Annotated in this window: 16 protein-coding genes; 8 read left to right on the top strand and 8 right to left on the bottom strand. The window is 67.1% G+C overall.

Annotation, left to right across the window (positions count from 1 at the left end):
• Positions 1 to 315 precede the first annotated feature (315 nt).
• The gene (locus EYF70_RS07910; protein ID WP_131144911.1) at positions 316 to 1,533 is read right to left on the bottom strand and encodes a helix-turn-helix domain-containing protein; all 1,218 of its coding nucleotides are present in this window, start codon (positions 1,531 to 1,533) and stop codon (positions 316 to 318) included.
• Between the two features lie 208 nt (positions 1,534 to 1,741).
• Here EYF70_RS07910 and EYF70_RS07905 point away from each other — a divergent pair, with 208 nt between their 5' ends.
• The 4 genes from EYF70_RS07905 (at position 1,742) to EYF70_RS07890 (ending at position 8,317) form a co-directional block, all read left to right on the top strand.
• A complete protein-coding gene (locus tag EYF70_RS07905; protein WP_131144910.1) occupies positions 1,742 to 3,925 on the top strand; it encodes a beta-galactosidase in 2,184 nt (727 codons plus the stop codon).
• Between the two features lie 149 nt (positions 3,926 to 4,074).
• A complete protein-coding gene (locus EYF70_RS07900; protein WP_131148958.1) occupies positions 4,075 to 4,572 on the top strand; it encodes a sigma-70 family RNA polymerase sigma factor in 498 nt (165 codons plus the stop codon).
• A gap of 11 nt (positions 4,573 to 4,583) precedes the next feature.
• Positions 4,584 to 5,561 carry a FecR domain-containing protein gene (locus EYF70_RS07895; RefSeq protein ID WP_131144909.1) on the top strand — a complete coding sequence of 326 codons (978 nt, stop codon included), beginning with the start codon at positions 4,584 to 4,586 and terminating at the stop codon, positions 5,559 to 5,561.
• 233 nt (positions 5,562 to 5,794) lie between these two features.
• On the top strand, positions 5,795 to 8,317 hold the full coding sequence (locus tag EYF70_RS07890; RefSeq protein ID WP_131144908.1) for a TonB-dependent receptor: 2,523 nt from the start codon (positions 5,795 to 5,797) through the stop codon (positions 8,315 to 8,317).
• A gap of 39 nt (positions 8,318 to 8,356) precedes the next feature.
• Here EYF70_RS07890 and EYF70_RS07885 read toward each other — a convergent pair whose 3' ends face one another.
• Positions 8,357 to 9,037, bottom strand: coding sequence for a TetR/AcrR family transcriptional regulator (locus tag EYF70_RS07885; protein WP_131144907.1), 681 nt, complete (start codon positions 9,035 to 9,037; stop codon positions 8,357 to 8,359).
• Positions 9,034 to 9,399, bottom strand: a complete 366-nt coding sequence (locus tag EYF70_RS07880; RefSeq protein WP_131144906.1) for a DoxX family protein — start codon at positions 9,397 to 9,399, stop codon at positions 9,034 to 9,036. Before EYF70_RS07880 ends, EYF70_RS07885 begins: the two co-directional genes overlap by 4 nt.
• A gap of 461 nt (positions 9,400 to 9,860) precedes the next feature.
• On the opposite strand from EYF70_RS07880, the gene EYF70_RS07875 reads away from it, so the two are divergent.
• The 4 genes from EYF70_RS07875 (at position 9,861) to EYF70_RS07860 (ending at position 18,069) form a co-directional block, all read left to right on the top strand.
• Positions 9,861 to 12,755: a TonB-dependent receptor gene (locus tag EYF70_RS07875; protein ID WP_131144905.1), complete on the top strand. Its 2,895-nt coding sequence runs from the start codon at positions 9,861 to 9,863 to the stop codon at positions 12,753 to 12,755.
• Positions 12,756 to 12,818: 63 nt separating this feature from the next.
• On the top strand, positions 12,819 to 13,943 hold the full coding sequence (locus tag EYF70_RS07870) for an amidohydrolase family protein (protein WP_218943761.1): 1,125 nt from the start codon (positions 12,819 to 12,821) through the stop codon (positions 13,941 to 13,943).
• Positions 13,940 to 16,639 carry an alpha-galactosidase gene (locus EYF70_RS07865; RefSeq protein ID WP_131144904.1) on the top strand — a complete coding sequence of 900 codons (2,700 nt, stop codon included), beginning with the start codon at positions 13,940 to 13,942 and terminating at the stop codon, positions 16,637 to 16,639. The genes EYF70_RS07870 and EYF70_RS07865 overlap by 4 nt, the downstream gene beginning before the upstream one ends.
• A 2-nt stretch (positions 16,640 to 16,641) precedes the next feature.
• Positions 16,642 to 18,069: a DUF4832 domain-containing protein gene (locus tag EYF70_RS07860; RefSeq protein WP_218943760.1), complete on the top strand. Its 1,428-nt coding sequence runs from the start codon at positions 16,642 to 16,644 to the stop codon at positions 18,067 to 18,069.
• A 25-nt stretch (positions 18,070 to 18,094) separates the two neighbouring features.
• On the opposite strand, the gene agaR is transcribed toward EYF70_RS07860, so the two are convergent.
• The 5 genes from agaR to EYF70_RS07835 all read right to left on the bottom strand — a co-directional run bounded on the left by agaR (position 18,095) and on the right by EYF70_RS07835 (position 23,509).
• Positions 18,095 to 18,862: a transcriptional repressor AgaR gene (gene agaR / locus EYF70_RS07855; protein ID WP_131144902.1), complete on the bottom strand. Its 768-nt coding sequence runs from the start codon at positions 18,860 to 18,862 to the stop codon at positions 18,095 to 18,097.
• A 169-nt stretch (positions 18,863 to 19,031) separates the two neighbouring features.
• On the bottom strand, positions 19,032 to 20,000 hold the full coding sequence (locus tag EYF70_RS07850; RefSeq protein ID WP_131144901.1) for an N-acetylglucosamine kinase: 969 nt from the start codon (positions 19,998 to 20,000) through the stop codon (positions 19,032 to 19,034).
• Positions 19,984 to 21,180, bottom strand: a complete 1,197-nt coding sequence (locus tag EYF70_RS07845; protein WP_218943759.1) for an SIS domain-containing protein — start codon at positions 21,178 to 21,180, stop codon at positions 19,984 to 19,986. Before EYF70_RS07845 ends, EYF70_RS07850 begins: the two co-directional genes overlap by 17 nt.
• Positions 21,174 to 22,538, bottom strand: a complete 1,365-nt coding sequence (locus EYF70_RS07840; RefSeq protein WP_131144900.1) for a D-tagatose-bisphosphate aldolase, class II, non-catalytic subunit — start codon at positions 22,536 to 22,538, stop codon at positions 21,174 to 21,176. The genes EYF70_RS07845 and EYF70_RS07840 overlap by 7 nt, the downstream gene beginning before the upstream one ends.
• Positions 22,539 to 22,540: 2 nt before the next feature.
• Positions 22,541 to 23,509: a DMT family transporter gene (locus tag EYF70_RS07835; RefSeq protein ID WP_131144899.1), complete on the bottom strand. Its 969-nt coding sequence runs from the start codon at positions 23,507 to 23,509 to the stop codon at positions 22,541 to 22,543.
• Positions 23,510 to 23,889: the final 380 nt, after the last annotated feature.

Here is a 23,889-nt window from a genome sequence, read left to right as displayed (position 1 = left end):
CGATAAGTTTCCGCCTGGGCGAAACCGGTCAGTAATAATGCGGCGGACAACAGCGCGCAAACCTGGCGTGAAATCAAGGTCTCCTCCTTCTATTAATTTCTTGAATATCGACGGGTGTCAGGGCCGCGTCGCCGCATGCGCCGCTGGCGGCACGCCGATGCATGCGCACGGCATCGGCGGCGGCGACATGGCCATGCCCGGAGCATAGGGCTTCGGCCGGCACGGCTTTAACGCCGGTACCGGGATTTCTAGCACGGTGCCGAAATTGCGATTACTGGTGCGGAGATTGCAAGAAGTGCGAGGAGTGCAAAGGCGCTACTGCGGCGCGTCTGCCGGGGGTGCGGGCTGCCTGGCCGGGGGATGGCCGGCGTCGATCGGGTGTTGCGAAGCGTGGGAGCGGAAGGCTTTCGGCGTGCAGCCGTATTCTTCCTTGAACAGCTTGTTGAAATACGAGACATTGCCATAGCCGACCGAATAGGCTATTTCGGCAATGGTTGCCGCGCTTTTATCGGCCAGTAATCGCGCGGCTTCGGTCAGCCGCAATTTATTCAGGTAAGCGGTAAATGTCATGCCGAGTTCCGCTTTCAGCACTTCATTGACTTTGTTCCGGTTGGCACCGGTTCCCGCCACCACGCGTTCCAGGTCCAGTGCGGTGTCGGTGTAATTAGTGGAAATAAAACGCAAGACCGACGCCTTTTCCTTGTCCTTGTAGGGTTCCAGCGTCAGCTGGCGGTAGGCGACCAGCGGCAAGTCCTTCTTCATGCGCGAATCGAGGCTCGCGGTCAGGGCACGCGTGTGGGCACGGAAAAACCAGACGCCGAAGGCGGCCCATCCCGCCACCAGCAACACCGCCAGCACGGCGATGTAGCGGTAATCCCGGCCGTGCAGCGTGACCTCGCTGATTTCCGCCTGCGAATCGACGCCGCGGGGACTCCTGGGGCTGGTGCCGAAGACGATCTTCGATACCTTGTCCAGGGTATAGCCCAGGTTGGAGGGATCGAGGTTCATCGAGAACAGCCACCATTCGGGGATGACGAGCCGGGTCAGGTCGATCGCCACCGGCATGCCCTGCTCGTTGCAGGAAAAGAAGGTGCCGGGCGAGCGGTACGTTTGCGGCTCGCCCCGCCGGGAGATCGTTTCATCGAACGTGGCAACCGCCAGCATCATCGAATTGGCCGGCGCGCACCTGGCCACGAAGGTCACCGTGCCGTACTTCGACCAGTCGGCAAAGGCGGGCCGCCCCTTGCCGTCATCCAGCGACAGCTCCGCGGAAGCAAAGGGATAGCGCGCCTTGTCCGTCAGCCTGAAATCGAAACGCAGGCGTTCGCGCCCGGGATCGTGGATGCGGACGGTGGAGGTGCCGCCTTCCGCCACATCCGAGTAATCGACATAGTGCCACCGCACGCCATCCCTGTCGGCCGGCAGCAGCGACAGGGTCAGGTGGCTGCGGTGGACGAGGAACGCCGCGCACAGGGCATCCGCCACCACGAGGAAGATCAGCGCAAGCAGCGCCTTCTTGTAGAACTGTTGCATTGTCTCCGATGTAATGGGCTGTCCCGGCGCTGCACCCTCTGCGGGGTGTGTTGCCGGGATCATAACAGCTCGATCCGGCTCCGGCTACCGTGGCGGGCCTTCACAAATCATTCGCCGCGCCGATCATTTTCGTCATTGTGCGGCCACCCGGCCAGACCCGACAATCGGCTGCTACCGGAACCGGTTTCCATCACCAGGAAAATATCGCATGCAGAAGCGGAAAATCCTCGCGTACGCGTTGTCGTCCCTGATCGCCTGCGTGTGCGCGCCGGCACTCGCCCAGCCACCCGCCGGCACCCCGCCGGCACTGCCGACCGTGCTGTACGGAGCAGCCTACTACCACGAGTACATGCCCTACGAGCGCCTGGAAAAAGACGTGGCGATGATGAAGGCCGCCGGCTTCAACGTGGTGCGGCTGGGCGAATCGACCTGGAGCCTGTGGGAACCCGAGGATGGCCGCTTCGACTATGCCTGGATGGACCGGGTCATCGACGCGATGGGCAAGGCCGGCATCAAGGTGATCATGGGCACGCCGACGTATTCGATCCCGGCCTGGATGGCAAAGCAGAACCCGGAAATCCTCGCCCGCAAGTTCAACGGTGTACAGAACACCTACGGCATGCGCCAGAACATGAACACCGACTCGGCCGCCTATCGCTTCTACGCCGAGCGCCTGATCCGCAAGATCGTCACGCGCTACCGGGACAACCCTCACGTCATCGGCTGGCAGGTCGACAATGAAACGGGCACCTATGGCGCGGCGAACGACGACGTGTTCGTGCGCTTCCAGCATTACCTCGAAAAGAAGTTCGGCACGCCGGAAAACCTCAGCAAGGCATGGTTCCTCAACTACTGGGGCCAGAACCTGCACAGCTGGGTCGACCTGCCCCGCCCGGACGGCGCGCAGAGCACCGGCTACAAGCTCGAATGGTCGCGCTGGGGACAGATGCGTGTCACGGACTTCCTCACCTGGCAGGCCGGCCTGGTGCGCGAATGCGCGTCGGCGCGCCAGTTCGTCACGCACGATTTCGCCGGCGCCCTGCACAGCGACGTCAACGAGGAAGCCGTGTCGCGCGCGCTCGACATGCCGGCCGTGAACATTTACTACTGGGGCCAGCGCGAGTACTACAACGGCGCCGACCAGACGCTGCAGGCGGACTTCACGCGCTCGCTCAAGCGCGGCAATTTCCTCGTCACGGAAACCAATGCGCAATCCACCGACTGGAGCTCGTCGTTCCAGTATCCGCCGTACGACGGGCAATTCCGCCAGGACGTCTACACGCACCTGGCCAACGGCGCCAACATGGTCGAATACTGGCACTGGTCGTCGATCCATGCGAACCAGGAAACCTACTGGAAAGGCGTGCTGTCGCACGACCTGGAACCGAACCGTGCCTACGCCGAGATGAGCCGGACGGGCGCCGAATTGAAAAAGATCGGCCCGCGCCTGGTGAACCTGCGCATCAGGAACGACGTGGCGATCCTGTGGAGCCGCGATTCGCTGAACGCCCTCAACGACATGCCGTTCGCCAGGGAGTCGCAATGGGGCGGCACCGCCACCCGGGCCGACTACGGTTCGCTGGTCCGCCAGGTCCACCGCGCGCTGTACGACCTGAACGTGGGCGCGGATTTCGTCTTCCCCGACACCGCGGATTTTTCCTCCTACAAGCTGCTGGTTGTGCCATCCCTGTACGTGGCCGATGACGCGCTGCTGCGCCGCATCACCGAGTACATCCGCAAGGGTGGCCGCGTGGTGATGACCTTCAAGAGCGGCTTCACCAACGAGCACACGGCGGTGCGCTGGTCGATGGCGCCGGGCCCCCTGCGCGAGGCGCTCGGCTTCCACTACCAGGAATTTTCCAACCTGGCCCAGCCGCTCGCGCTGAAGGACGACCCGTACAAGGTGGGCACGGCCAACAAGGTGCAGCACTGGGCCGAGTTCCTGCAGCTCGACACGGCCACGGCGCTGGCCTGGTACGACCACCCGTTCTTCGGCCGCTGGCCGGCCATCACGTCGAACCAGTACGGCGCGGGCAAGGTCATCTACCAGGGCACCTACCTGACGGACCAGCTGCAGAAGGCGGTGCTGCAGTCCTCGCTGCAGGAGATCGGCCTGGCAGGGCAAGACCGGCAGCTGCCGGCGAACGTCCGCACGCGCACCGGCATCAACGGCTCGAACCGGGCGGTGCACTATTACTTCAACTATTCCGCCGCACCGGTGAGCTTCGCCTATCCGCGCAAGGCCGGTACCGAACTGCTGGCGGGCCGGAAAGTCATGCCCGCGGAAACACTGACGCTGGCGCCTTGGGACGTGGCGATTATCGAAGAAGATGCGATCACCGGGGATGCGATCCTCGAAGAGGAGGCTTCCGCGGGTAAGGCGGGGCGGTAAGGGCCACGCGGCGCGGGAAGTGCGATGTTTTTGGCCGGGCAACGGGATTTTCACGGCTGAGCCGGATTGCTAAAACCATGCAATCTAGGCTAGCATGAGAATGCTTCTCATTACCGATCCCATTTTCCGTCGCCGAAGTGACCCACACCATACCCAGCGCTGAAGCGCATCGACACATCGGCTCGCTCTACAGCGAGCACCATGGCTGGCTGGCGGCGTGGCTCAGTCACAAGCTCGATTGCAGGAACCTGGGCGCCGACCTGGCCCACGACACCTTCGTGCGGCTCCTGACGGCCCGCCTTCCCGAGGACCTGCGCGAACCCCGCGCCTACCTGACGGCGATCGCCAAGGGCTTGCTGGTTACCCATCTGCGCCGCAAGAAGCTCGAGCAGGCCTACCTGGCGGCACTGGCCGCACTGCCCGAGCCTGCCCAGCCATCGCCGGAAGAGCGGCTGGCCGTCCTGCAAACGCTGACCGAGATCGACACCATCCTCGACAGGTTGCCGGGCAAGGCAAAGCAAGTGTTTTTGCTGGCCCAGCTCGATGGCTTGCGCTATGCCGAGATCTGCACGTTGCTGGATCTTTCGCTGAGTACCGTCAAGCGCCACATGGTGCTGGCATTCCGGCGCCTCCTGGTGTCGCTGTAGTGACCGGCGCGATGCCACGCGCCGCCGGCGACGGCGCGGCCCTGTCGAAACAGATCCTGACCGAAGCGGCCACCTGGCTGATGGAATTGCACGAAGGCCCGCTGGATTCCCGCCAGCGCGAGCAGCTGGCGCAGTGGCGCCGGCGCAGCGACGAGCATGAACGGGCCTGGCAAAAAGCCACCGCCCTGCTGGGAAAATTCAATGAGTTGCCCCCTGCCGCGGCGACCACGCTCAAGACAGTGGCAAGGCCGCAGCGACGGACCGCCATCACGACGCTGGTGGCGCTGCTGGTGGCCGGCCCGGCCGGCTGGCTGGCTTACCGCCATGCGCCCTGGCCGCTGGCCGGCAACGCCAGGACCGCCAGCACCGGTACCGGCGAACGCCGCACGCTGGCGCTGGACGACGGCTCCCGGCTGACCCTGAATACGGACAGCGCCGTCGACATCGGCTTCGACCGCGCGCGGCGCGTCATCCATCTGCGCCGGGGCGAAATCCTGATCGACACTGCCCGGGACATTGCACGGCCGCCCCGCCCGTTCGTCGTCGAGGTGCGCGAAGGCGCGATCCGCGCGCTCGGCACACGCTTCACGGTGCGCCAGTTCGACGGCCGCAGCCATGTCGCGGTGTTCGCCGGCGCGGTGGCCGTGAACCCGTCCGATACAGGATCGGCCGAGGCGATCATCCCGGCTGGCCGGCAGGCGGCGTTCTCCCGTTCGCGGGTCGACACGCCCATTGCCGCCGACGAGGCGGCCACCGCCTGGCGGCAAGGCATGCTGATCGTCGACCGCATGCCGATGTCGCGCTTCGTGGCGGAACTGGACCGCTACCGGCCCGGCACCCTGCTGTGCGATCCGGCCGTCGCCGGGCTGTCCGTCTCGGGTGCCTTCCCGCTGGCCGACATCGACTCGACCCTGTCGCTGCTGGAACAAACTCACCCGGTCAGGATGCGGTACATCACCCGTTTCTGGGCCAGGGTCGGACCCGCTTGAAGCCACCGCCCTATAAAAGAGAAATGCCCTTACGTTAAGCGTTATCCGACACATTGAAAGCGCATGAATTCACCCCAACAGCGAAGGGCTGGGGTCAGACCCAGCGGGTCTGACCCCGGTATTTGCACTTGGGGTGGGATTAACGCAATGGCATTCCAAAATAAATGAGCCTTTTTCGATGCTCGTTCGACATACCGGATGAGACAGCACATTGAATGATCGAAAGGGCAGTAATGAATTCTCGGAAGAACACAAAGTACGCAGCAGCGCGGACCGGCATTCCCCTCTCCGCCAGGTCAAGCGCGTTGCAACGCACCACATTGTCGGTGGCGATCAGGTACGCCGCCGCGCTGCTGCCGGCCGCGGCGCTGGCGCCGGCCGCCCAGGCGCAGGCGGCCGCCGGCGCCGTCGTACACCACGATATCCCGGCCGGTCCCCTGGGCCAGGTCCTGTCCAGGTTCGCCGCCAGCGCGGGCGTGGCCCTGTCGTTCGACGCCAGGCTGCTCGAAGGGAGGACCAGCGACGGCCTGCGCGGCAGCTTTTCCGTCAGCGACGGCTTCGCTCGCCTGCTGCGCGGCAGCGGCCTGGAAGCACAGCGGCTGGCCAGCGGCGGCTACACCCTCAGGGCCGTGGCGCCGGCCAGCGCCAGCGATGCCCCCATCGGCGTCGCCGTGACGGAATTGCCCGCCATCGAGATCACCGCGCAGCGCACCAGCAGCACGCTGATGCGGCCGACCCGGCAAAGCACGCGGCTCGAACGGGAAGAAGTCGATGAGCTGCGCCATGCGTCCGACAGCCTGGCGACCGTGCTCGGCAAGGCGGTGCCCGGCATGGCCGATTCCAGCCGTACCATCACCGACTACGGGCAGACGCTGCGCGGCCGGAACACGCTGGTGCTGGTCGACGGCATTCCCCTCAACACCAACCGCGACTCGGCGCGCAACATGGCGGCGCTGAACCTGGCCAGCATCGACAGTGTCGAAGTGCTGAACGGCAGCACCGCCATCTACGGCGCGGGTGCCAGCGGCGGCATCATCGCCATCACCACGCGGCCGGCAGGTGGCGCCCCGCACGCGGAGTCCGCCGTAGTGGTGCGCTCATCGCTGTCGCGGCCCCGGGCCGATGGCCTGGGCGGCGAGATCAGCCACTACCTGGCCGGTTCCAGCGGCGCGGTCGACTATGCGTTCAACGCCGCCTTGCAGCATATCGGCGCTTCCTACGATGGCAAGAGCCGGCGCATCGCTCCCGAGCCCAGCCAGGGCGACCTGTTCGACAGCGAGAACTACACCGTGGGCGGCAAGATCGGCTTTCGCATCGACCGCGACCGGCGCGTGCAGCTCGCCGCCAGCCGCTATGTCGCCGGGCAGGACAGCGAGTACGCATCCGATCCCTCGGTGGCGCGCCTGCCCGCCGGCACCACGGTCGCCCGGCCGATCGGCGGGCTGCGCCTGGACCACCAGAACCAGCTCAGGAACACGCTGGTGAATGCGAGCTACCAGCACAGGAACTTCGCCGGCAGCACCCTGTCGGCCCAGCTGTACTACCGGGACTATTTCACCCGCTTCACCCCGTTCGATGCCCGCGCGGTATCGACCCGCGGCAACAACGTCGACCAGGTGATGCAGAACTCGACGGTGTGGGGTGGGCGCGCCACGTTCGACACACCGCTGGCCAGCAACCTGAAACTGCTGTGGGGCCTGGACTTCAACCAGGAGCGCAGCGACATGCCGGACGATTTCTTCAACGCCGCCGTGTACGACGCCAGCGGCGGTGTCGTGTTCGAGCCGGTTCGTTCGGTGATGTACATGCCGCCGCTGACGACCCGCAGCATCGGCGCGTTCGGGCAGGCGCAGTACAAGGTGAACCAGGCCTGGGCGCTCGAGGGCGGCCTGCGCTACGAACATGCGCGGGCGAGCTTCGACGGTTTCGTGCCGCTCTCGCAGATCCGCGCCGCCAACCCCGCGCAGGTCAAGGGAGGCACGCTGTCGTACGACGCATGGGTGAGCAACGTCGGCGCGACCTTCAAGCCGGTCCGGGGACAGGAACTGTACGCCTCGTTCAGCCAGGGCTTCCAGCTGCCCGACATGGGACTGCAGGTGCGCAATGCCACGCCCGCTTTCAACCTCGCCTCGTCGGCGCTGGAGCCGGTCAAGACCAACAACTATGAACTCGGCTGGCGCGGCGGCGCCGGCGAACTGCAGGGAACGCTGGCGCTGTTCTACACCACCTCGAAACTGGGCGACGTGCAAAGCTTCAACAACGGGCTGGTGCTGACGCGCACCGCTGAAAAGATCCGCGGCCTGGAAGCGCGTGCCGACTACCTGCCGCAGGCTGCGCCGTGGGGCTACGGCGCCACGCTGACGTTGATGTCGGGCCGCGAAACACCGCAGGGCAGCGTCCACGATCAAACCATGACGGGCTACCGCATCCCGCCGGCCAAGGTGACCGCGTATGCGCAATACAAGCCGGGCAGCCGCTGGAGCAGCCGCCTGCAGGCGACCTATTTTGGCGCGCGCGATTCCCGGTTGAACGGGGTGGCCAGCTTCGGGCGCCGCGAGGTGTCCAGCTACACCACGCTCGACCTGGTCGGCCGCTACCAGGTGACGGCGCAGGGCACCGTGACGATCGGCGTGGAAAACCTGCTGAACCGCTATTACCTGCCCGCCTACAGCCAGCTCATGCGGAACAGCAACAACACCAGCCGCCTGCCGGCACCCGGCGCCAATGTCAATGTCAGCTACCGGCACCGCTGGTAGCACGGCGGCATGGCCCGCTGGCCGGGCCATGCACATGGTTCAGCCATACAGGCGGTACAGCAGGTCGACACCCCGCTCGGCACGCTGCCGGATTTCGCCGGCGCTCAGCGGGCAGCGGATCTTCAGGTTGACCCGCAGGATCGTGTGCCCGTACCAGATGCCCGCCAGTTCTTCCGCGGCCGCCATCGGATCCGGAATATCGAGCGTGCCGCCTTGCGCGGCTTGCCGGAGGATCTCGGCCAGCATCGTGTAGACACGCCCTGGCCCCGCTTCATACAGCCGCGCCGCCAGTTCCGGATAAATGTCGTTCGCGGAGGTGATGACCCGGTCCCACGCGGCCAGGCGGTTCTCGTTCGCGAACGACAGGTAGCGCACGCCGAAGCCGACCAGCACCTCCCGGAGATCGCCGCCGATGGCCGCGCGATACTCCTCGTCGCTCATGGTCCGGGCGGACTCCCGCAGCATCACGGCCTCGATGAACGCCTCCTTGTCCTGGAACCAGGTATAGAAGGTGGTCTTGGCCACCTTGGCACGCAGCGCGACGGCATCGACCGTCATGCGCAGGCCATGGCTCAATAGCAGGTCCCTGCCGGCTTCCAGCAGGGTTTCCCGGCACTCCAGCTTGCGGGGCCGGCCCCGGCCGCGTTTCGGCCCGCGTTCCGGCCCGTGTTCCGGCCCGTGTTTCGGCTCGTATTTCGGCCCGTTTTTCAGCTCATTCATGCGCGCTTCAGGTACCAGGCGGCCAGCAGCAGCCCGCCGACGACGGTCAGGTGCTCCAGCGCGATGTGCAGTTCGGCCGTCCGGCGCGGCTCGGGAAAGTTCCAGAACGCGTGGCCGAAAGGAATCGTCAGCAAGGTGAAGATCGCCAGTGCCACGGCGCCGACCCAGCCCAGCTTTCCAACATTGGCGATGACCAGCAATGAACCACCCAGTTGCAGCAAGATCGTGCCGGCGGCGACCACGCCCGCGAACGGCAGCCCGACCGCCCGCACTTCCTCGACCACCGCGCTGTAGTTGAACAATCCAAACAGCCCGGCGCTCCAGAACAGCACCGTCAACACCGCGCGAAGAATCATGTCCATCAGTCATACCTCCAGAAGAAAAATCCCAGAATATCGTACTCCCCAGTATGAAAAAAGCGCTGTGCGGGTGGGCGACAAGACTGCAGCGGGTGCCGCGGAGAGTGGCTTTCAAAACAGAAATGACAAGTACCTCGATCTTTCGAACGAAAGCAAATGTGTGAAAAACACAAATACAACAGCCAAATCGAAAAAACGTAAGAAGTTTTGTATTGCGTTGAGTTTCGCTATAGACTCGATATCACTGTATCCATAAGCGCGCTGCCAGGCGCTTTCGTAAATTCGGAACCGAAAGCTCGTCCAGTACGGATGAGCACCATACGAAATCAAACGAAAGCGCTCGTGACCTCTGACCAGCCCGTGCGGGCCCTGGCTGGCGGAGCTGCTGATCGCCATCGGACAGCCTTCCCGTTTTACCAGCATGCGCCTGCGCTGCTTCAACAACTTATAAAAGGAAGCGTTTCATGAGTTCTCACCTGCACCGCCGCTCGCACGCCGACCGTTATTCGCGCCTTGTGCCGGATTCTGTGCCGAATCCCGCGCTGACTCCCGCCCTGAATCCCGTGCTGAAGCCGATCACTTCCGCCTGCCTGCTCGCACTGGCAACCCTCGCGGCGCCCGCCGGCGCCCAGGAAAGCACCGCCACCGCCGATGCCGACGGACTGGTGCAGGTCGTCGTGACCGGCACCCGCGCCAGCCTGCAGCAGTCGCTGACGCTCAAGCGCAACTCCGCTGTCGTGCAGGACAGCATCAGCGCGACTGAACTCGGCCGCTTCCCGGACAACAACGTGGCCGACTCCCTCAGCCACATCACCGGTGTCTCGATTTCCCGCACGGCCGGCGGCGAAGGCCAGCGCGTCAGCATCCGCGGCCTCGGCCCCGACTACACGATCACCACCTTCAACGGCCGCCTGCTGGGCACCGACAGCGCGGGCCGCTACTTCGCCTACGACGTGCTGCCGGCGGACGTCATCAGCGGCGCCGACGTCGTCAAGTCGACCCAGGCGCAACTGATCGAAGGCGCCATCGGCGGCCTGGTGAACCTGCGCTCCGCCAGCCCGTTCGAGCAGAAAGGCCAGCGCGGCCTGCTGCGCGTGGAGGCCGACCGCAACCAGATGAGCGACCTGAATGGCAGGAAGCTGTCGGGCACGTACAGCAATACCTTCGGCGACAAGGTCGGCGTGCTGCTCGGCGTGGTCTACGCCAAGCGCGACGTGCGCACCGACACGGCCGGCAACGATGGCGGCTGGTCGCGCAACGCGGTGCCGAGCGATCCGAGCCAGTTCTGGGAGTTCGGCAATACCTGGGGCGGCGCCATCGACCCGAACGGCAACGGCGTGCTCGACGCGGACGAGGAAGGCCTGGTCGGGCCGGGCCAGTTCCGCTTCGGGTCGATCATGGAAAAGAAGGAACGCCTGGCGCTGTCGGGCAAGGTGGAATGGCGGCCCACGCGGGACCTGAAAGTCGTCGTCGACGGTTTCAAGACCCGGCTGGATTCGCCGCAGGTGGGCTACCAGCTGTCGTTCTACCCGCTGTACGCGCCGGGCCGCTGGTCCAGCATGCAGGTCGCGAATGGCGTGGTGAACGACCTGACCTTGTCCAGCGACGATCCCGAACTGCGGCTCAATCCCGAGGTACTGAACAAGACCGAGTTCCGCGTGGTGGATACCACGATGGTGGGCGCCAATGCGGACTGGAAGATTTCGCCGACCTTCAAGGTGACCGGCGATCTCTACGAGTCCACGTCGAAGCGCGATTCCGGCGGCAAGGACACCTACGTGGTGCTGCGCATGAACCAGCCGAACGTGACGCGCATCCGGCTCACCGGCGCCGCCGTGCCCGACGTGACGACCACCTTCGCCGATGGCCGCGACCTGCAGAGTGCACTGGCGCAGGGCCAGATCAACGCCAGCGACTTCAATACGCACTTCTACAGCCGGACCGGCGACAACATCGACGACAACATCCGCGGCGCGAACGCGAACGCCGAATGGAAGGTCGACCGCTTCCACGTCGAGCGGCTGAAGTTCGGCCTGGGCCAGACCAACCGCAAGAAGTCGCGCGACATGATCAACAACGCGTTCAACGCCGGCCAGGATCACTACTCCGGCGCGAACGCGATCAACGTGGGCACCCTGGGTGGCAATGTCATCAACCAGACCCTGAGCCCCAGCGGCTTCCTGTCGGGCGTGAGCGGCAACTTCCCGCGCAGCTTCCTGGGCTTCGACGTCGACAACTACGCGCAGGCCCTGAAGGCCTACGACGGCAAGGCCCGCCCGGGTGGCGGCGTGTACAGTTCGACCGTGTCGGCACCGGCCTGGAACCCGCTGGAAAGCTACCGCGTGAGCGAGAAGACCACGGCGGCCTTCGTGCAGGCCGACCTGGCCGGCGAGAACTGGAGCGCGGACGTCGGCGTGCGCCTGGTGCGCACCAAGACCACCGCGCAGGCCTGGGACGCGAAGATCATCGACATCGTGGAGAACGGCTCGTTCAACTACACGGCCGTGTACGCCGACCCGTCCGCCGTGCGGCAGGAGGCCAGCTACACGTTCGGGCTGCCGTCCTTCAACTTCACCTACTCGATCACGGACAACCTGCAACTGCGGCTCGGCGCCGCCAAGACGATGGCGCGCCCGTCGGTGGACAAGCTGGCGCCGTCCAGCACCACCGCCAGCATCTCGTGGGGCGACTTCACGCAGATCTTCGGCGGCAATGCGGAGCTCAAGCCGTACAGCGCGCGCCAGGCCGACATCTCGCTGGAGTGGTACTACGCCAAGGACTCGGCGCTGACCTTCGCCGTCTACCAGAAGAACATCCGGAACCAGATCACCAACGAATGGCTGACGGGCCAGGATATCGGCGCCCCCGGCGGCCGCCTGTTCAACGTGCAGCGGCCCATCAACGGCGACAGCGCCAAGGCGCGCGGCATGGAGATCGGCCTGCAGCACCTGTTCGACAACGGCTTCGGCGTGCGCGCGCAGTACACGCGCAACCTGTCGAGCAGCTGGGTCAACGGCGTCGAGCGGCCGCTCGAGGGCATCGCGCCGGCCACCGCGTCGTTCGGCGTGCTGTACGAGCGCGGCCCGTGGAGCATGAGCACCACGGCCGACTACACCGACTCCTTCGTCACCGCCACCAATGTACTCGGCGCCGGCTGGAACGAGACGGCCAAGTCCATGACGTGGCTGACGGCCCAGCTGGCCTACGAGGTGAACAAGTCGCTGCGCATCAGCATCGAAGGCAACAACCTGACCGATGCGGAGCAGGCGCCCCGGCTGGGCAACGGCACCGTCAGCCTGCCCAACGGCTACTATCGCTACGGCCGCTCCATCACCCTGGGGGCGAGCCTGAAGTTCTGATGCAGGAGGGGGAAGCGGGCGGCGGGTGCCGCCCGCCCCGCACGACCGATAACCGGAATACCGATGCGACTCTATTCAATGCGAACCTTGCTTTCCACATCACTCTCCTCCTTCGCCGCCCTCCTCTCCGGGGCGGTTCTTTTCTCCGCCCACGCCGCGGACGAAGCCAGCTACACGATGGCCGACTACGCCCGCGTCGTGAAGATCGATGCGCACCTGCACCTGCACGACGCGGCGCCGGCCTTCATGGAAGCCGCCCGGCGCCAGAACTTCAAGGCGCTGACGATCAATGTCGACTACCCCGACTTCCCGCCGCTCGATGACCAGCAGCGCGTGGCCATCGCGCTGAAGAAGCGGTTCCCGCAGGACGTGGCGTGGGTGGCCAGCTTCTCCGTCGACGGCTCGGACAAGCCCTCCTGGCTGCCCGCCACGCGCCAGCGCATCGCCGCGTCGATGCGGGCCGGCGCCGTGGGCGTGAAGGTGTGGAAGAACATCGGCATGAGCCTGCGTGACAGGAACCAGCACCTGGTCATGATCGACGACGCCCGCTTCGCGCCGCTGTTCGAGGACTTCGCCCGGCAGGGCATCCCGCTGCTGGGCCACCAGGGCGAGCCGCACAACTGCTGGCTGCCGCTCGAAAAAATGACGGTCAACAACGACCGCGAATATTTCAAGGCCCACCCGCAGTACCACATGCACCTGCACCCGGAGATGCCGAGCTGGGAAGCGCAGATGGCCGCGCGCGACCGCATGGTGGCGGCGCATCCGAAGCTGCGCTTCATCGGCGTGCACCTCGCGTCGCTGGAGCGCGACGTGGATGAACTGGCCGCGTTCCTCGACCGCTTCCCGGGCGCCGTGGTGGACATCGCCGCGCGCATCGGCCAGGTGCAGTTCCAGAGCCAGAAGGGCCGCGAGCGCGTGCGCCGCTTCTTCATCCAGTACCAGGACCGCATCCTCTACGGCAGCGACATGGCGCAGGCCCCCGGCCAGGACGGCGCCGCACTGGGCCGCGAAGCCGAAGACGTCTGGCGCATGCACTGGCGCTACTTCAACACGGCGGAATCCTTCCAGGTGGCCGATCTCGACCAGCCCGTGCAAGGCCTCGCGCTGCCGCGGCAGGTGGTGGACAAGCTCTATCGCACGAACGCCCAGCGCGCCTTCCCCGGTGCCTTCGGAGGCCAGCGATGACCGCGCGCCGTGCCTTCCTGCAGTGGCTGGGCGCCGCGCCGCTGGCCACGCAGATCCCGTTCGCCCGCGCCGCCGAAGGCAAGGGCCATGTGCGCGTGCAGGATGCCGCCGTGTCGCTGCAGTTCGACGAACGGATGCGTTGCCGCATCGTCAGCCTGGCGGGCCGGCAGCCCCTCGCGCTGACCGGCTTCGACACGAGCGAGCACCTGGTCGCCGGCGGCAAGCCGCTCGGCCGCTTCACCCTGCAAAAGGCGGAGCCGGCCCGGGCCGCGACGCCGTTCGGTGCCGGGCAGGCGCTGCGCCTGGCAGGCCGGTCGCTGGAGGGCATCGAGAAACGCGTCACTGTCACGCTGCTCGATGAATATCCCGGCGTTGCCCTGCTGGACGTGAGCTATGTAAACACGGGCGACAAGCCGCTCGCCATCGACGCGTGGGTGAACGCCGCGCACCGCCTGGCTGCCACGCCGCGCCACGCCGGCGGCTACTGGACGTATTCCGGCGCCAGCCACGCCGACCGGCGCGACTGGGTGCAGCCCGTCAAGCGCGGCTTCGAGCAGCGCAATTTCCTGGGCATGAACGCGTCGGACTACGGCGGCGGCACGCCGGTCGCCGATGTGTGGCGCCGCGACGTCGGCCTGGCCGTGGGCCACCTGGCCCTGCAACCGCTGCTCGTCGCGCTGCCCGTGAAGGCGGTCGGCGACCAGGTCGACATTTCGCTGCGCTGCGACATCCCGCAGACGCTGGCGCCGGGCGCCACGTTCGCCACGCCGCCCACCTTCATCGCCGTGCACCGGGGCGACTTCTACGTGCCGCTGGACCGCTACCGCCGGCTGATGGCCGCGCAGGGCCTGGCCGCCCCCGAGCCACCGCAAAGCGCCTACGAGGCGCAGTGGTGCGCCTGGGGCTACGAGCGCGACTTCTCGCTCGACTACGTGCGCGCCACCCTGCCCAAGGTGCAGGAGCTGGGCTTCAAGTGGGCCGTGCTGGACGACGGCTGGCAGGTCAAGACCGGCGACTGGACGCCCGACCTCGCCAAGTTCCCGCGCGGCGCCGCCGACATGAAGGCGCTGGTGGCCGACATCCACGCGCGCGGCATGAAGGCGCGGCTGTGGATCGCGCCGCTGGCCGTGGCCCCCGGCAGCGACGAACTGCACGACCACACCGACCTGCTGCTTCTCGACAAGGACGGCGCGCCGCAGGACGTGACATGGTGGAACTGCTTCTACCTCTGCCCCGCTTATGAGAAAACGCAGGCGCGCCTGGCCGAGACGATCCGGATGATCATCGCCGACTGGGGCTTCGACGGCCTGAAGGTCGACGGCCAGCACCTCAACGGCGTGGCGCCGTGCTTCAATCCGAAGCACCGGCACGAGCGGCCGGAGGAATCGGTCGAGGCGGTGGCGGCCTTCTACAAGGTCATGCACGACGTGGCGCATGACGCCAACCCGGAAGCGGTGGTGGAAGTGTGCCCGTGCGGCACCAGCTACGCCTTCCATAACATGCCGTTCATGGACCAGGCACCGGCGTCGGACCCGCTGTCGAGCTGGCAGGTGCGCCACAAGGGCAAGACGCTGAAGGCGCTGATGGGCCCCTGGTCGGCCTACGCCGGCGACCACGTGGAGCTGAGCACCGGTGGGCAGGACTTCGCGTCCAGCGTGGGCATCGGCGCCGTCGTCGCCACCAAGTTCACCTGGCCGGTGGATCCCAAGCCGAAGGACTCCTTCCTGCTGACGCCCGAGCGCGAGGCGCACTGGCGCCAGTGGGTCGACCTGTACAACAAGCAGCGCCTTGCCGAAGGCCGCTACCGCGGCGACCTGTACGACCTGGGCTTCGACAAGCCCGAGACCCACGTCGTCGAACAGGGAGGCGCCCTGCACTACGCGTTCTACGCGGCGCAATGGGACGGCGTGGTGGCATTGCGCGGCCTCGGCCCGGGCACCTGGACGCTGAGCGATGCACTCACCGGCAAGGCCCTGGGCAGGGTCACGGCCGACAAACCCACGCTGCCCGTGCGCTTCACGCACAGCCTGCTGATCGAAGCGCGCCCCGACGCCCCCGACGCGCTGCCGGTGGCCTTCGCCGGCAAGATCGCGGCGGTGGGGGCGGACGGCTTCCCGCGCGCATCGCAATGGGCCGATGCGCCCGCGACCTTCTTCCGGCACGACTGGCAAGGCAAGCCGCTGGCCGGCCCGCAATCGACCCGGGTGCAACTGCTGCGGGGCGCCGGCCACCTCTACCTGCGCTTCCTCTGCAAGTTCGAGACGCTGAACACCTTCGACCGCGCCAGGTCGGCAAGCGATATCTGGCCGCTGTGGGAGCGCGACGTCGTCGAGGTCTTCCTGCAGGCGCCGGAGCGTGCGGGGCTGAAGAGCTACCGCGAGGTGCAGGTGGCGCCCAACGGGCTGCTGCAGGAAATCGCCGTCGAGGTGTCGGGCAAGAAGCGCATCGTCGGCGACAGCCGCGCCCGGACCCATGTCGATGCGGAGCAAAAGGTCTGGACGGCCGAACTGGCCGTGCCGATGCGCGGTGCGGGTGGTGCGGAGGATGGCTGGCGCCTGAACCTGTTCCGCGTGGAGGGCCAGGAAAGCACCGGCAAGCCGCGCGTCCATTCCGCGTGGAGCCCGACCGGTACGGACGGCGGCACGCCGGACTTCCATGTGCCGGCCGCCTTCGGTCGCTTGCTCACCGCGGCATGACGATGGGAAGCCTGCGCCCGCTCGCCCTGCTCCTGGCGTTCTCGGCGCAGGCCAGTGCCGGGCCATCGCCGCAGCGTGCCGATACGCCGCTTCCCGCGTCGGCCGCGGTGGTCGACACCACGTTCCGCGCAACGGACGAGGAGATCGCCAATCCCGAGCGCGGCATGTACGTGTGGGCGGCGGACAACCTGGCCGCGTGGACGCAAGCGCAAGCCGATGCGCAGTTCGCGGCCGGCTACCGGCTCGTGTATGCACCGGTACGGCTGGACGAGTATGCCGGTGGCCCACTGCCCGCGAGGGTGCTCGCCGGCTTATCGGAAAACTTTGCGACGGCGCGGCGCGCGGGCCTGAAAGTCATTCCCCGTTTTCTCTACAACTACCCTGCGGGCGAGACTGGATACCAGGCGGCGCAGGATGCTCCGCTCGGCCGCGTTCTCGGCCACATCGCGCAGCTCGAACCGGCGCTGGCGGCCAATGCGGATGTGATCGCGTTTCTGCAGGCCGGATTCGTCGGCGCCTGGGGCGAATGGCATACATCATCCAACAACCTCACCGAACCGGCATCGCGGACCCGGATCCGCGATGCGCTGCTGGGCGCCCTACCCCCCGGCCGGTTCCTGCAGGTGCGCTATCCACCCTACCTGATGGCGTGGGCGCCAAAGGCACCGCGCTGGCGCGACGGTTCGGCCGCCTCGCGCATCGGTGTCCATAACGACTGTTTCCTGGCATCGGTCACGGATGTGGGCACCTACAGCGAGGATGCGGCGGCGCGCCGGCGCGAGCGCGGCTACGTCGCCGCGCTGTCAACCGTGGCACCATTCGGCGGCGAAACCTGCAACCCCGCGGACGCGGTCGATCCGACGCCGCGCACGGACTGCGGCGACATCCTGCGCGAAGGCCGGCGGTTCGGCCTGACTTACCTGAACGACAGCTACTACCGGGGTCTCTTCCACACGCGCTGGGAAGCGCAGGGCTGCATGGCCGAGGTGAGGCGCCGCATGGGCTACCGTTTCGAGCTGGTGTCGCTGCGGCACAGTGCCGCCATCGTGGCCGGCCGGTCGGGCGGGCTCGCGCTGGCGGTGCGCAACAGCGGCTGGGCACGCGCCTTCAACCCGCGCGGCGTGCAAGTGCTGCTCAAGCATCGCGCCACCGGCGACGTCGTGCGGATCACCCTGGCGTCGATCGATCCGCGCACCTGGCTGCCCGGCAGGACCAGCAAGATGGCCGCCAGTCTCGCCGTACCGCCCGGCACCCCGGCCGGTACCTACGACGTGCTGCTGGCGTTACCGGATGGCGCCCCTTCCCTTGCGGGCGATGTCCGCTACAGCGTGCGCCCCGCCAATGCCGCGGATGCGGCCAGGTCGCAGGGATGGGACGAAAAACTGGGAGCGTTCCGCGCTGGAACGACGCTGGATATTCTGGCTCCGTGACCTGCCGATCCACGGCCCTGCCGGCCTAGCCGGCGATCAGCAGCTCGATGCCGGCTTCCCGCAGGCCATCGCGGTATTGGGGGCCGATGTCCGCGTCCGTGATGATGGTGCTGACGCGATCCAGCTGGACGATGCGGTGCAGGCTGATGAAGCCGAACTTCGAGGCGTCGGCGAGGACGATGACTGTCCTGGCGCGTTCCACCATCTTGTGGTTCAGGCTTGCTTCGGCCTCATGGTGGGTGGTCACACCGAACTGCAGGTCGAGGCCGTCGACGCCGAGGAACAGCTTGTCGAAGCTGTAGGCCTGCAGGCAAGCCTCGGCTTGCAATCCCTGGATCGACAGCGACTGCTTGCGCAGCAGGCCTCCCGTGAGGATCAGGTCGACGCCGGGTGCGTTGACCAGTTCCCACGCGATGTTCAGGCCATTGGTCATCACCGTCACGTTCTGGGCGTCGCGCAGGTGGCGCGCCAGCGACAGCGTGGTGGTGCCCGAATCGATGATGATGTTCTCGCCCGGCTTCACCAGGCTCGCGGCCAGGGCGCCGATGCGCTCCTTCTGTTCGTGATTGAGCGCGTCTTTCTGCGAGACCGTGTGTTCGGTCGGCGGCATGCGGGCCAGCGTGGCGCCGCCGTGGCTGCGGACGGCAAGACCCTGCGCCTCGAGTGCGGTGAGATCGCTGCGGATCGTCACCGCAGAGACGTTCAGCTGCTTCACGAGTTCATTGACTTGTACCGCCCCGTGTTCGGCAAGTGCTTGCAGGATGATGTCGCGGCGCTGGCCGGTTTGCCCCATGGTCGGACGAAGAGTGTCAGTAGAAGAGCAGCTTACCAGATTGAGGCTGTTTACTAGATTGAGGCTGTTTAGCAGATCGGGGCTGTCTATCGGATTGCAGGGCCGGCACCAGGCGCCGGACGCCGCCGTGGCGTCGCCCGTGCAGCCGGCCGTGGTGACCGGCGGCTTGTCACTTTGCGCCTGCCAGGCGTTCCAGCGCGGCGGAATCGAGCGGCGTGCCGGCGTTCAGCGCCGCATACAGCGCGGCACCGAGCACCGGCGGCAGGCGCGGCGCCACCAGGCGATACGGGCCCGCGCCGCTGCCGGCCAGCGCCCGCGCGAACGGCGCGCGCAACGGCCCTTCCGCGCCGAACAGGCCGCCGGAATAGGACACCGCCACTTCCGTACCGGGGCCGGCGCCGAGCTGGCGCCGTACCGCATCGACCAGCGCGGCCACCTCCACGGCAGCCGACTCGAGGATCGCCGCCGCCTGGAAGTCGCCCTGCGCGGCCGCTTCGGAGACGAGCCGCGACAGCGCGGCCACCTTGCTGCGTTCCCCTTTCAGTTCGCCGTAGACGACCTGGCACAGGTCGAGATCGTCGCGCAGCGCCAGGCGCGTGCGCATCAGCGCATGCAGCGGCCCGCGCGGCGCGCGGCCATCGCTCATGCGCGAGAACAGCGCCAGCCCGGCGCGGGCGATCCAGTAGGCCGAGCCTTCGTCGCTGAACAGTTCGCCCCAGCCGCCGGCCCGCGCGCGCTGACCTTTGAACTCGCCATACGCCATCGAACCGGTGCCGGCGATGACGCTGATGCCATCGGCGCAGGCCAGCGATCCGGCCCAGCTGCACACCATGTCGTTGCCGCACAGGTAGCGCCCGTGGCCCAGCACGGCGCGCGGCAGTGCATCGAGCTGCGGCTGCACGGCACGGTCCTCGCCGTACGCCGGCAAGCCGAAGAAAGCGAATGCGACATCGCCCGCGGTGACGCCGGCGCCGGCGAACAGCGCCGCGCAGCCGCGCGCCAGCACGGCGGCGGCACCGTCCATGCCCACTTCGAGGTAGTACGCGCTGCTCTCCTCGTGGCGCGCGAGAACGTGCCCTTGCCGGTCGACCAGCGCGAACGCCGTCTTGGTACCGCCGCCGTCAACCCCGAGGAACATGGCCGTCTCCCGTCAGCGGATAGATGGTGACGCCGCGCACCACGCGGTTGACCGTGCCCGACACGCTCGGCGTATCCGGGCGCAGGCCCAGGGCCAGCGACTGCAGCAGCGCGAAGGCCTGGCAGAACAGGATGTACGGCAGCGCCAGCGCCAGGTCGGCGGCCAGCCCGGCGCCGTGCAGCGTGACGCAATCGCCGCCCATTTCCGGTTCGTCGCGCCCGCTCAGCGCCAGCACGCGGCCGGCGCGGCCGTCGTTGCGCAGCTCGCGCAGCAGGTCCAGGTCGTAGCGGCGCGCCTGGGCATCGTTCGACAGCAGCACTACCACGAGGGTGTCGGCATCGACGATGGTCTTGGGACCGTGGCGGAAGCCCAGCGGAGAATCGAACAGCGCCACCACCTGGCCATCGGTCAGTTCCAGCAGCTTGAGCGAGGCTTCGCGGGCCAGCCCGCGCAAGGCGTTGCTGCCGAGGTAGACCACGCGGCGGAAGCGGCGCGCCACCAATCCTTCCAGCAGCGGCACCATCGTGTCCAGCACGCGCGCGGCCGCGGCCGATGGCTCAGCGGTGGCACCCGGCGGCAGCACGCCGAACGCGCTGGCGGCGGCCAGCAGCATCGACGTGAAACTGGTGGTCATCGCGAAGCCGCGGTCGTGCGTGGCGTCCGGCAGCAGGATCGAGTAGACGTTGGCGCGCCCTTGCGCCATCTGGCACAAGGCGCCGTCGGCATTGCAGGTGATCACCAGGTGATAGACCTCGTCGACCAGCTGGTCGGCCAGCGCGACGGCGGCCACGCTTTCCGGACTGCTGCCCGAGCGGCCGAACGACACCAGCAGCGTCGGCACCTTCGGCTGCAGGAACTGCTGCGGGCCGGAGACCAGGTCGGTGGTCGGCACGGCTTCGGCGCGCCAGCCGCCGCCCAGCATGGCCGGCGCCAGGCATTCGCCGATGAAGGCCGAGGTGCCGGCGCCCGTGAGCACGATGCGCAGGTCGCCACGCGCCAGCAGCGGGCCGAGGAAGGCGTCCAGCGCCTCGCGCTGGCCCGCGACCAGGGCTTCGATCTCGGGCCAGATGGCGGGTTGCTGCGCGATTTCGCGCGCGGTGAGGCCGGCGCCGGCGGCATCGAGCCGCTCGATGCTCATGCCGAGGATCTGCCTGTTCTTGTTGCTGTCTGCGACTAGCATGCTTCCAACTCCCTTGTTGCGGCGCCTGGCGGGCAGGCGTCCTTGTTACCGGCGTCCTTGCTACAAGCTTCCCTGTCACAAGCGTACATGTATTGGCGCAGCACCCTGGCCACGCCCTCTTTCAGCAATTCCACCGGGTGATTGCGCACCCTCCCCTCGCGCACCGACTCGTACTGGGCCGGCAGGTACTGGCTCAGCAGCGTGAGCGGCGGCGCCTCCCGTTCCAGGCTTTCCAGCAGGCGCGCCTGCGCCGCCTGGATGGCCGGATGCGGCCAGTAGTAGCGGATCCGGTCGCTCAGGCTGTACTGCTGGTCGAAACGCGCGCGGCGCGGATCGCGCGGGTCGTCGCTGTAGTACTTGCGCCAGTATTCCGGCTCGGCGCGCATCACTTCCAGCACCGTGTCCTTGAAGCCGGAACCCTTGCCGTCGCCGGCCATCGCCGCTTCGATATCGGCCAGCGCCCACAGCGTTTCGCGCAGTGCAAAGGTGGCGCCGGGCCCCACCTTCAGGATCGCGAAGTGGCCGGCCACCAGCGCGGCCAGGTTGGCCGGCGTCTGGTAATCGGTCGAATGGGCTTCATAGACCAGCGTGGGCACGTCCTCGATCATGCGGCTGAGGTCCACCGCGCGCTCCGGGCGGAAGTCGATCACCTTGTGGTGGTCGAACTCGACGCCGGGCTGCACCACCAGGCCGATCACGCGCGGCCAGGCGGCATCGAGCCCGGCGGCGGAAAATGCGCTGCGGTGCGCGGCGATCGTCTGCGCCGCCGCGTCGGGCGTCGTCACGCTCAGTTCCGCCAGGTCCTCGTGCGCGCCGCCGGGCACCGGCACCTCCGTGCCGACCACGTAGACGGGTGCCTCGCCGCCGCCCGCCTGCCAGGCCCGTTCGGCGATGGCGCACAGCCGCGCGGCACGCGCGGCCACCTCGTCATCCCGCAGTGGCACCGGGTCGCCGGCACACGACATCGAGCAATCCAGGTGGATCTTGCGGAATCCCGCCGCGACGTACTGTTCGATCAGCACCTCGGCCTTCGCCATGGCGGCATCGGCGCTCTCGCCTTGCCAGGCATTGGGACCCAGGTGATCGCCGCCGAGCAGCACGCGCTCGCGCGCCAGCCCCACGCGGTCGGCGATGCCGTGCACGAAATCGCGGAAGGCGGCCGGCGTCATGCCGGTATAGCCGCCATCCTGGTTCACCTGGTTCGACGTGGCCTCGATCAGCACCGGCTGGCCAGGACCCGCCGCTGCCGCCACTTCCATCGCCGCCTCGATCACCAGCGGGTGCGCCGAGCACACCGCGTGGATGCCGACCGGCTCGCCGGCCTTGTGGCGGCGCACCAGATTCAACATGTATTCCATTGTCAGACTCCTTCGGTTGATTCGGGGGGCGCGGCGCCGTCGTCCGCCTGCAGCGCGAGGAACAGCGCGGCCGCCAGCGACAGGCCGATACCGGCCAGCCGGTAGCCGCCCGGTACCGTGCCGGCCAGCGCCATCGCGATGACGGTGGTCAGCAGCGGCGCGCCGGCGTTCACCAGCGGCGACACCGTCAGCGCCTTGCCGTGCCGGAAGGCATACACCAGCGTCAGCGCACCGACCGCGTTCAGGACCTGCGTGGCGGCGGCCAGCCACGGACCGGACAGGCCATAGTTGATCGGCTGCGAAAAATCGGTCATCGCCAGCGCCACCGGAATGCACAGCAGCGCACTCGCGGTCATGTAGAAGAAGATGCTCTCGGCATCCATGCGCGTGTTGGCCAGCTTGATGAAGTAGGCCTGCAGGCCCCATGCCACCAGCACCGCCAGCGCCAGCACGAACCACAATCCATACTGCTGCGGCGCGCCGGCCGGATTGAAGTCGAACAGCGGCAGCGCACACACGGCCAGCACGATGCCGGCCAGGCCCATGCGGCCGGTGCGTTCATGCAGGAACAGGAACGACAGCACGATCGTGATGACCGGCGAAAGGGAAATCAGCGGGAAGATCAGGTAGGCCGGCCCGGCCTTCACCGCGTAGAACAGCACCATCTGCCCGCCGGCGCCGAGCAGGCCGATGGCCAGGCCGTACGCCAGCGCAGTGCGGTCGCGGCGCACTTTCCAGCCCGAGCGCGCCAGCACGAAGAGTGCCGGCGGCACCATGGTCAGCGCCCACACCACGTACACCAGCGTCTCCGGAAAGCCGTGCTGGGTGGGCAGGCCGGCAAACGCGCCCCATACGCCCCACAGCAGCGCGGTGGCCAGCGCGTAGCCGAGCCAGCGCGGCCGGCGCGCAGCCGTGGCGCCCGGTTCATCCGGCGTCGCGGTCGTCGTCTCCACGGCGGTCGTCCTCTCCATGCGGCCCATCAGAACGTCATGCTCGCTGGCGCAACGCCGACCGGGCCCGTGGCGTCCTGAAGTGCACTGCTGCTGTTGCTTGTCATGCCGGTTTTCCCCTCGATCATGGCGCGGTCGTTGTGGATGTTGCGTTGCGGTTTGCGTTACGAACAGTTTCGATCGTAATTAATTATCGAACGAAATGCAAAGAACTTTCATTTTATTTTCGTTTGCTGGCTTTTTTCTGCCACACGACGCATCTTCTCTTTTCGAATTCTTTCGCTTATCATCCAGAACCAGGACTTCGGCCCCTTGCGAAGTCCCGCCTTCCTTGCCTGTCATCCGCCCACGTACCCGCACTTTCGAATTGTCCCGGCTTGCCAGCGACAAGATCGCAAGCA

Origin of the sequence: Pseudoduganella albidiflava, assembly GCF_004322755.1 — a bacterium.
In the GTDB taxonomy this organism is placed as follows: domain Bacteria; phylum Pseudomonadota; class Gammaproteobacteria; order Burkholderiales; family Burkholderiaceae_D; genus Rugamonas; species Rugamonas albidiflava.
Note: the sequence above shows the minus strand (reverse complement) of the source record. Positions and strands in the feature narration are given on the sequence as shown.

Excerpts from the sequence above, each read along its gene's own strand:
- EYF70_RS07910 (WP_131144911.1), bottom strand. The coding sequence starts at position 1,533 with ATGCAACAGTTCTACAAGAAGGCGCTGCTTGCGCTGATCTTCCTCGTG.
- EYF70_RS07905 (WP_131144910.1), top strand. The coding sequence starts at position 1,742 with ATGCAGAAGCGGAAAATCCTCGCGTACGCGTTGTCGTCCCTGATCGCC.
- EYF70_RS07895 (WP_131144909.1), top strand. The coding sequence starts at position 4,584 with ATGCCACGCGCCGCCGGCGACGGCGCGGCCCTGTCGAAACAGATCCTG.
- EYF70_RS07890 (WP_131144908.1), top strand. The coding sequence starts at position 5,795 with ATGAATTCTCGGAAGAACACAAAGTACGCAGCAGCGCGGACCGGCATT.
- EYF70_RS07885 (WP_131144907.1), bottom strand. The coding sequence starts at position 9,037 with ATGAATGAGCTGAAAAACGGGCCGAAATACGAGCCGAAACACGGGCCG.
- EYF70_RS07880 (WP_131144906.1), bottom strand. The coding sequence starts at position 9,399 with ATGGACATGATTCTTCGCGCGGTGTTGACGGTGCTGTTCTGGAGCGCC.
- EYF70_RS07875 (WP_131144905.1), top strand. The coding sequence starts at position 9,861 with ATGAGTTCTCACCTGCACCGCCGCTCGCACGCCGACCGTTATTCGCGC.
- EYF70_RS07870 (WP_218943761.1), top strand. The coding sequence starts at position 12,819 with ATGCGACTCTATTCAATGCGAACCTTGCTTTCCACATCACTCTCCTCC.
- EYF70_RS07865 (WP_131144904.1), top strand. The coding sequence starts at position 13,940 with ATGACCGCGCGCCGTGCCTTCCTGCAGTGGCTGGGCGCCGCGCCGCTG.
- EYF70_RS07860 (WP_218943760.1), top strand. The coding sequence starts at position 16,642 with ATGGGAAGCCTGCGCCCGCTCGCCCTGCTCCTGGCGTTCTCGGCGCAG.
- agaR (WP_131144902.1), bottom strand. The coding sequence starts at position 18,862 with ATGGGGCAAACCGGCCAGCGCCGCGACATCATCCTGCAAGCACTTGCC.
- EYF70_RS07850 (WP_131144901.1), bottom strand. The coding sequence starts at position 20,000 with ATGTTCCTCGGGGTTGACGGCGGCGGTACCAAGACGGCGTTCGCGCTG.
- EYF70_RS07845 (WP_218943759.1), bottom strand. The coding sequence starts at position 21,180 with ATGCTAGTCGCAGACAGCAACAAGAACAGGCAGATCCTCGGCATGAGC.
- EYF70_RS07840 (WP_131144900.1), bottom strand. The coding sequence starts at position 22,538 with ATGGAATACATGTTGAATCTGGTGCGCCGCCACAAGGCCGGCGAGCCG.
- EYF70_RS07835 (WP_131144899.1), bottom strand. The coding sequence starts at position 23,509 with ATGGAGAGGACGACCGCCGTGGAGACGACGACCGCGACGCCGGATGAA.